Source organism: Pedobacter sp. HMWF019 (assembly GCF_003061025.1).
Lineage (GTDB): Bacteria > Bacteroidota > Bacteroidia > Sphingobacteriales > Sphingobacteriaceae > Pedobacter.
In genome coordinates this window covers 1-7,650 of the sequence record NZ_QAIL01000461.1, presented here as the reverse complement: position 1 = coordinate 7,650, position 7,650 = coordinate 1, and the positions used below count along the sequence as shown (strand labels likewise).

Sequence of the window (7,650 nt, the reverse complement as noted above, 5' to 3'; positions counted from 1 at the left end):
AAATTATACGGTACAAAAATTGCTATTTTTATTCACAAATAAGAAAGCGCGTATGCTTTTCAAAAATTAAATTTACATTATATACATACAATAATGCAGGAAACCAAGATTCTATGGGCCGATGATGAGATCAACTTATTAAAACCACATATATTACTCTTAAACGAAAAAGGCTACCATGTGACCACTTTTACCAACGGTAATGATGCTCTTGAAGCCTTCAGTAAAGAACATTTTGACCTTGTTTTCCTGGACGAGAACATGCCTGGAATGAGCGGCCTGGAAACCCTCTCCGCCATCAAAAACCTTAAGAACGATGTCCCTGTTGTCCTGATCACCAAAAGTGAAGAAGAAAACCTGATGGAAGATGCCATCGGATCCAAAATAGACGATTACCTGATCAAGCCTGTGAATCCAAAACAGGTCTTGCTGACCATTAAAAAGATCATCGATAACAAACGCCTGATCAGCGAAAAAACTTCGATGGCCTACCAGCAGGACTTTCGTCGTTTGGGCATGACCCTTAACGACAAGCTCAGTTATGAAGAATGGGTAGATGTTTATAAAAAACTCGTATTCTGGGAACTCGAACTGGAGAAACTGGATGATCCTCAAATGCATGAAATTCTAACCATGCAGAAATCTGAGGCCAATATGCAATTCTCCAAATTCATTGAAGATCATTACCTGGGCTGGGTGAACGGAAAAGGCACTGCCCCGCTACTGTCAAATGAACTGCTGAAAAAGAAAGTATTCCCCCTCATTAATTCCACAACTCCTGTATTCTTTATCCTGATCGATAACCTGAGATATGACCAGTGGAAGATCATCAATCCCCTAATCACTGAATATTTCCGCCTGGATGAAGAAGATACCTATTCCAGTATCCTTCCAACGGCAACTCAATATGCCAGAAATGCCATATTCTCTGGTCTTATGCCCCTGGAAATGGAAAAACGTTTCCCTACACTCTGGCAAAATGATGATGATGAAGGTGGAAAAAACATGCATGAAGAAGCCTTCCTGGCCGACCAGATCAAAAGAGGACTCCGTAAAGACTGCAAATTCAGCTACCATAAGATCCTGACCTATGATGACGGAAGAGCGCTTAATGAACAGTTCAACAAGCTCATGCAAAATGAGTTCAATGCCATCGTGTACAACTTTGTTGACATGCTTTCGCATGCAAGGACCGATATGCAGATGATCCGGGAGCTGGCCAACGACGACGCGGCTTACCGCTCGCTTACCCTATCCTGGTTTGAACACTCTCCTTTGCTGGACCTGATCAAAAAACTGGCCCGTAAAAAAGTAAAACTAGTGATCACTACAGATCACGGTACCATCCGGGTAAAACACCCAAGCAAAGTGATCGGAGACAGGAATACCAATACCAACTTGCGCTACAAACAAGGCAGGAACCTCAATTTTAATGCAAAAGAAGTTTTTCTGATCAAAAATCCACACGAAGCGCAATTACCTAAAATCAATATCAGTTCCAATTATATCTTTGCAAAAGAAGACCGGTACTTTGTTTATCAGAATAATTACAACCAGTTTGTCAACTATTACAACGAAACCTTCCAGCATGGCGGGATTTCACTGGAAGAGATGATCATTCCGGTCGCAACCTATAGTTCACGTTAGTTAATACCACAATGAACCTAGAAATTAACGGCCTCCAGGATTTAGCGGAGGCCGCTCAGGCACTTTTAATATTTGCAGATGAAGAAAAGATCTTCATTTTTGAAGGCGAAATGGCTGCCGGCAAAACCACCTTTATCAAAGAGATCTGCCACCAGCTGGGTGTCTCCGACGTGGTTTCCAGCCCAACTTTTTCCATCGTCAATGAATACGAATCGGCAGAAGGACAGCCCGTATACCATTTCGATTTTTACCGCATCAAAAACCTTAGGGAGGCCTACGACATCGGTTACGAAGATTACTTTTACTCCGGCAATATCTGCTTAATCGAATGGCCGGAAAAGGTTGAAGAAATTCTTCCCGAGCACTATATTAAAGTCCGGATCCGTATTCAGAACGAAGACAAAAGAACGCTCAGTTTTATTAAAATTTAAAACGCTAATTTGCTCCCTTTAAGGTTATTATTGTTAATTTTAAGCAGATAAATTCATTAAAATGGCTACAGGATTAAGAGAAGGAATGGCCTCTATTGCTCAAAAAGGATTACTTCAGCCCAAAGAGACACTAGCAGAAACCGGAAAAAAAAGCAACAGCCTCTACATCGGCCTGCCAAAAGAGATTTCCTTCCAGGAAAACAGGATCGCACTCACCCCCCTTTCCGTTGCACTGTTGGTCAACAATGGCCATAAAGTAGTTTTAGAAAGCGGAGCCGGCAACGGGGCCAACTTTTCCGACCGGGATTACAGTGAGCAAGGCGCCATCATTACCTACAATAAAAAAGAGGTTTTTGATGCAGACATTATTGTAAAAATAGCCCCGCCTACTCCTGAAGAAATAGCCATCATGCACAAGGGGCAAACCCTCATTTCAGCCCTTCAGATGGGGAACCTGGATGAAGCCTACCTAAAAGCTCTGCTGGCCAAGAAGATCAACGCCTTGTGTTTTGAACATCTGCGCGATGAAGGAAATGTCCTGAGCGTAGTCAGGGCCATGAGTGAGATTGTAGGCGCTACTACCGTATTTATTGCTGCAGAATACCTCAGCAGTGTAACCGGCGGGAAAGGACTGATGCTGGGTGGCTTTACCGGCGTACCACCAACAGAAGTGGTGATCCTGGGCGCAGGTACAGTAGGCGAATATGCCGCTCGTACAGCACTATCCCTGGGTGCAGAAGTCAAAGTATTCGACAGCTCCATTTATCGCCTTAGGCGCCTCCAAAACAATCTGGGCAGCCGGGTCTTTACTTCTGTAATGCAACCTATCGTTCTTGGCAAGGCCATTACTACCTGCGATGTCGTAATCGGTGCCATCCGCGCCAAACACGGGCGAAGTCCTTGCGTTGTTATGGATGAAACGGTAAGCCGGATGAAACCCAATTCCGTTGTGATCGATGTTAGCATTGATCAGGGAGGATGTTTTGAAACTTCACAGGTCACCAACCATAAAGATCCCGTATTCAGAAAGTATGATGTGATCCATTATTGTGTCCCCAATATCGCCTCCAGAGTACCAAGGACTGCTTCCTACGCGCTCACCAATATATTTACGCCCATCCTGGTCGATATTGGCGATATGGGCGGCCTGATGAATGTAGTCTGGAGCAAACCCGGCATCCGGGAAGCCTTATACACCTACCAGGGCCACCTTACCAGTAAAGACCTTGCCAATATGTTCAATTTGCCTTTTAAAGACATCGAACTGCTGGTCGTTTCCAACCAGTAAGATATGAAAAGAACCCTTTCCCTCTTTTTACTGCTATTCAGTGGGCCCGCTTTTGCCCAAAAGAAAGCTCCGGCCCCGCTAAAAGTAGTCAACTCCTTATCTGTATATAAAAATGCCTGCCGGCAAAACCCGGACAAGCAACTCGTAGACTTAAAAAAAGCCATTCCCAATCTGCAACTGGACATCCGATACGCCACAAAGAACAATTTCATGAAACAAGTCATGTATCCGCAGGCCAGGGCATTTGCCCGAAAACCCGTGGCTCTGCAGCTTCAGAAAATACAGAGCGAGCTCCACAAAAAAGGCCTGGGACTTCGGATCTACGATGCTTACCGTCCCTATTCCATTACTGTAGCCTTTTATCAAAAAGCCTCAGACAAGCATTTTGTAGCCAATCCTGCAAAAGGATCCAAACACAACCGGGGCTGCGCTATAGACCTGAGCCTGATCAACTTAAAAACCGGCAAAGAACTGCCTATGCCTACTCCATACGACAGTTTTGCTCCGGAAGCTGCTGCAGACTATGCACAACTACCTCCATCCGTGATCAACAACCGCAACCTTCTGATACGCACCATGCAGGCGCATGGCTTCAGGGTACTTAAAAATGAATGGTGGCATTATGACTTTGTCGGTTGGCAAAATTATGAATTGCTGGATATCCCTTTCAAAGATCTCTAAACCAATTTTTTTGCTTTATACCCATATTGCAGGTACAACAAGGCCAATAAGGTAACCCCCGAGCAACAATAGAAAATAACCGGGATCATAGAAACATCAGTAATGAATAGCCAGCCGGCCAATAAAGCTCCAATCCCAATCCCGGCTTCCAGGGCAATGTACATGGTGGCCATTGCCTTTCCCCGGTGTTCAGGATCACTAAGATCGACGGTCCATGCCGTTGCCGTTGGCGAAAGCATACCCGTCGCTATCCCATATAGCGCCGAAGCAGCCATCAAAGAAAAGGAACTCCCCGCAAGCCCTACCCAAAGCATGGCCACCGCCAGTAAAACCAGGGAAATCTTCAAAATCACAATTCTTCCATACTGGTCAGACGCTTTTCCGGCCACAAAACGAATCAGCAGAGAGGTAACTGTAAAGACCATAAAGAACATGCCCTTATTGCTCGTACCCAAGTGACCGCTCCAGTCTGAAATCACGGTTAGAATCGCTCCATAGCTGATATAGCTCATAAAAATTATGACCGTTGCAGGAATCACGCGCCATTCAATAATATCCTTACGGCTGATCTTCAGCAGGCTAAACTTAAATTTCTGTTTATCCGGAAGCGTTTCTTTCATATTGGCCAGGATCACAATAGACATTAAGGCAAATAAAGACGAAGAATAAAACAGAATATCTATAGAAAAGTGGTCGGTGATCAAACTCCCGATCGCAGGCCCAATGGCCAGTCCAGTACTGAAACAAACTCCATGTACCCCCATTGCCTCTCCCCAGCGGTGAACCGGAACCAGATCGGCCACATAAGCCGCTGTTGCAGTAGGCTTAAAGCCTGTCGAAAATCCATGAACCAATCTTAACAACAGGAAACCTGCCACTGTAGTGAGTACCGGATAAAGGAAGCCGCAGACAAAACAAACAATGGACCCAACTGCCATCACCGGCACCCGGCCTATCGTATCCGTCAGTTTACCGCTAAAAGGCCTGGAAATCCCGGCAGTAAGGGTAAACAAGGCGATAATCAAGCCCTTATAATGTGCTCCACCCATGGCCGTCAGATAAGCCGGCAATTCCGGAATCAGCATATTAAAACTGGCCGAAAAAAGAAAAGAACTTAAACAAACCAGAGCAAATTGCAGGGTATAGATAGATTCAGAACTTTTTTGCATGGGCTTTAAAACAGGGTTGGAAAAGAAAAGCTCAAAGTTAGCGCAATTTAAGCGCAGCTCACCAGAATATTTAAAAGATTATCCAAGTCGCTTTTACTGTGCCAGCTGCAGAGTACAATACGATTCAGTACTTCACCAAACTGATCAGGATAAGCAAAAGAAGAAATAAGCACCTGTTTTTCCATCAGCTGCTGCGCCAGATTTTTATTTGCACTCAGGTATACCGGAAAACCTTCCAGGAAAGCAAAATCAGATTTCAGATCTTTCAGGCCAGCCTTAAAATGGGCACAAAGTTCAAGGAGCCGTTCCAATTCCGTTCTGTAAATATCTTCTGCTTGCATAAAAGCAAATAAACCTGCTGCAGAAGGTGGCGAGGCCCCTAGAAAAGCTTCGGTATTTTTCAACTCTCCGACGAGTATTTCCGGCCCGAGAACCAAGCCGGCATCTACCCCAAGGGCCTTGGCCATAGAAGCCACCACAATCCGTTTAACATGCTCCTGGCTGGGCAAAACCGGATAACAACCCCTGCCGTTGTTCAATACCCCAATCCCATGCGAATCGTCTACAATCAGGATCAGCTCCTTCTCCCGTACAACCCCCTCCAGGAAAGAAAAATCATATCTTTCCGGGAACAAGTTGTTCATCGAATTGCTCACCACTACCCATCGCTTCTGTGGGCTTCTATTGATCCGGTTCACCAACGCTAATCCCCAGTCTTCAAAAGATCCGCTCACATCCGGCTTTCCCTTCAACCATAAAGCCGGATGTGAACCCGGTGCATATTCCAATTGCCCCCAGTCTGCAAAATGCCTTACCGTCATTTGCGCTGCAAGGAAACCACTTGAAGTTAGCAGTCCACTTTCTGCACCGAACCTCAGTGCCGCAGCCTGCTCTGCTTCCTTATAAATCCCCAGTTGTACATTATTGTTCCGGCTCGTTCCATTATTGAGCCCAAAATGATGCAAACCCTCCAGGTAATAGTCTAAAAATTTTGGCTGTCTGGGAATGCCCAGATAAGCCGTTCCGCCAAAATAGAGCACTGATCTTCCACCCGCAGAAATTGATCTTCCTAAAGGCCCCTTAATGGCGCTAAAGTCAAAAGTTCTCATGGATATACATCATCATTTTAACCATCTCTTTTCTTACCTGAGCAACCGGCTGCACAAAGTTATTATTCATAAAACTGAAAATATAGGTTTTACCTCTACGGGTCACCACGTACCCGCTCTGGTTGTGAACACCAGATAAAGTTCCTGTTTTTGCAAATACAAAGGGCTGATCTGTGGTCGGATAGGCCCGTTTTAAAGTTCCGCTTTTGCCCCCAGCTGGCAACATGGCAAACAATTTTTTCCGATCGTTTACCCGTTTATAGATCAGTTCAAGCACCCGTACCATGTCTGCAGGTGTAAATAAATTATAGCGGGAAAGTCCAGAGCCATCTACCCATACAGGTTTATCCGGAAGGGAAGCCAAAAATTTCTTCTCTGTTGCGGCAATCGTCTCAGCAGTCCCCAGACTTGCAGACACCTGATCTGCACAAAGCAACAGCAGTTGCTCTGCGATAAAATTATCACTGGGCAATAGCATCTGTTTTAAAACAGAATCCCTCGGCAAGTCAAACAAAGTCCTGGCACTATCTGGCATTTTTAATGCAATCCCCCCAACTTCTCTGTGTAAAGTGTCTGTAAGCAAAGCAAGCGTCAATGCTGTACTCGTTTTAAAAGGAAGGAGCTGTGTCTTAAACGTTAATGTTCCCGAAGGAACATGGAAACGGTTGTTTAAAAAATCCCTTTTTATAGAGCCCTGGGGCCGGTCAGAAAGACTATCTCTTAGGAAAGCCGGTTGAAATGCCCCCGGAGAGATTTTCATTCCACCCTCCACCTGCACCTCCACCAAATTGCCATACAGAGGCAATTCCGTGATCTCAGCCTGGAAATCCTCATTATAATCATCCCAGGCCCAGCCCGCTCCATAGATCTCCCCTGTATAACGACCTGGCGCATAAAAAAGCTTTCCCCGGTGCTTCCGAAGAAATTCTAATGCCCTTTTTCCCTGCAGCTCCCGATGCAGAAAGGAAGGATCTCCCGTTCCCCAAAAGATCAGAGAGTCGCCCTTTTCAATGTATCTTAAAGCTGGAATCGTATCTGGCAACGTCATCAGTGCAGCATAAAAGGTATATAATTTGGTGTTTGATGCCGGAACAAAATACTGATGATTATTCTGCCCGTAGATTACCTTTCCTTTATCCAGATCAAACAACTCAAAACCAACAGGATACTGGTGAAGAAATGCAGATTCCTGAAAGGCCTTCTTTACCTTAGTGGCTACACGCCTATCTAAAGAACAACCTGCAAAAACACAGCAAAAGAAAAGCAGAAAAAAAGAATTAGCAGCAAATTTTGGTTTAAGCCACATAATATGAATTATGTTATAG

At 44.9% G+C, this 7,650-nt stretch carries 7 protein-coding genes; 4 read left to right on the top strand and 3 right to left on the bottom strand.

Annotated features, from left to right (window positions below):
- Positions 1-93: 93 nt before the first annotated feature.
- From DBR11_RS24335 to DBR11_RS24320, 4 genes are all read left to right on the top strand, one after another.
- Complete coding sequence (locus tag DBR11_RS24335) at positions 94-1,647, top strand: bifunctional response regulator/alkaline phosphatase family protein (protein WP_108555184.1); 1,554 nt, start codon at positions 94-96, stop codon at positions 1,645-1,647.
- An 11-nt stretch (positions 1,648-1,658) separates the two neighbouring features.
- On the top strand, positions 1,659-2,078 hold the full coding sequence (gene tsaE / locus DBR11_RS24330; RefSeq protein ID WP_108555183.1) for a tRNA (adenosine(37)-N6)-threonylcarbamoyltransferase complex ATPase subunit type 1 TsaE: 420 nt from the start codon (positions 1,659-1,661) through the stop codon (positions 2,076-2,078).
- Between the two features lie 61 nt (positions 2,079-2,139).
- Positions 2,140-3,366, top strand: coding sequence for an alanine dehydrogenase (locus DBR11_RS24325; RefSeq protein WP_108555182.1), 1,227 nt, complete (start codon positions 2,140-2,142; stop codon positions 3,364-3,366).
- 3 nt (positions 3,367-3,369) lie between these two features.
- Positions 3,370-4,047 carry a M15 family metallopeptidase gene (locus DBR11_RS24320; RefSeq protein WP_108555181.1) on the top strand — a complete coding sequence of 226 codons (678 nt, stop codon included), beginning with the start codon at positions 3,370-3,372 and terminating at the stop codon, positions 4,045-4,047.
- Here DBR11_RS24320 and DBR11_RS24315 read toward each other — a convergent pair.
- From DBR11_RS24315 to DBR11_RS24305, 3 genes are all read right to left on the bottom strand, one after another.
- Positions 4,044-5,216, bottom strand: coding sequence for an MFS transporter (locus DBR11_RS24315; RefSeq protein WP_108555180.1), 1,173 nt, complete (start codon positions 5,214-5,216; stop codon positions 4,044-4,046). The two genes, DBR11_RS24320 and DBR11_RS24315, sit on opposite strands and share 4 nt — an antisense overlap.
- Before the next feature lie 47 nt (positions 5,217-5,263).
- Positions 5,264-6,325 carry an aminotransferase class I/II-fold pyridoxal phosphate-dependent enzyme gene (locus tag DBR11_RS24310; protein WP_108555179.1) on the bottom strand — a complete coding sequence of 354 codons (1,062 nt, stop codon included), beginning with the start codon at positions 6,323-6,325 and terminating at the stop codon, positions 5,264-5,266.
- Positions 6,312-7,650: D-alanyl-D-alanine carboxypeptidase/D-alanyl-D-alanine-endopeptidase (locus DBR11_RS24305; protein WP_233260888.1), on the bottom strand; the 1,339-nt coding region annotated here is incomplete at its 5' end. The genes DBR11_RS24310 and DBR11_RS24305, both read right to left, overlap by 14 nt.

Bases quoted from the DNA above. Each gene is read 5' to 3' on its own strand.
- DBR11_RS24335 (WP_108555184.1), top strand. From the start codon at position 94: ATGCAGGAAACCAAGATTCTATGGGCCGATGATGAGATCAACTTATTA.
- tsaE (WP_108555183.1), top strand. From the start codon at position 1,659: ATGAACCTAGAAATTAACGGCCTCCAGGATTTAGCGGAGGCCGCTCAG.
- DBR11_RS24325 (WP_108555182.1), top strand. From the start codon at position 2,140: ATGGCTACAGGATTAAGAGAAGGAATGGCCTCTATTGCTCAAAAAGGA.
- DBR11_RS24320 (WP_108555181.1), top strand. From the start codon at position 3,370: ATGAAAAGAACCCTTTCCCTCTTTTTACTGCTATTCAGTGGGCCCGCT.
- DBR11_RS24315 (WP_108555180.1), bottom strand. From the start codon at position 5,216: ATGCAAAAAAGTTCTGAATCTATCTATACCCTGCAATTTGCTCTGGTT.
- DBR11_RS24310 (WP_108555179.1), bottom strand. From the start codon at position 6,325: ATGAGAACTTTTGACTTTAGCGCCATTAAGGGGCCTTTAGGAAGATCA.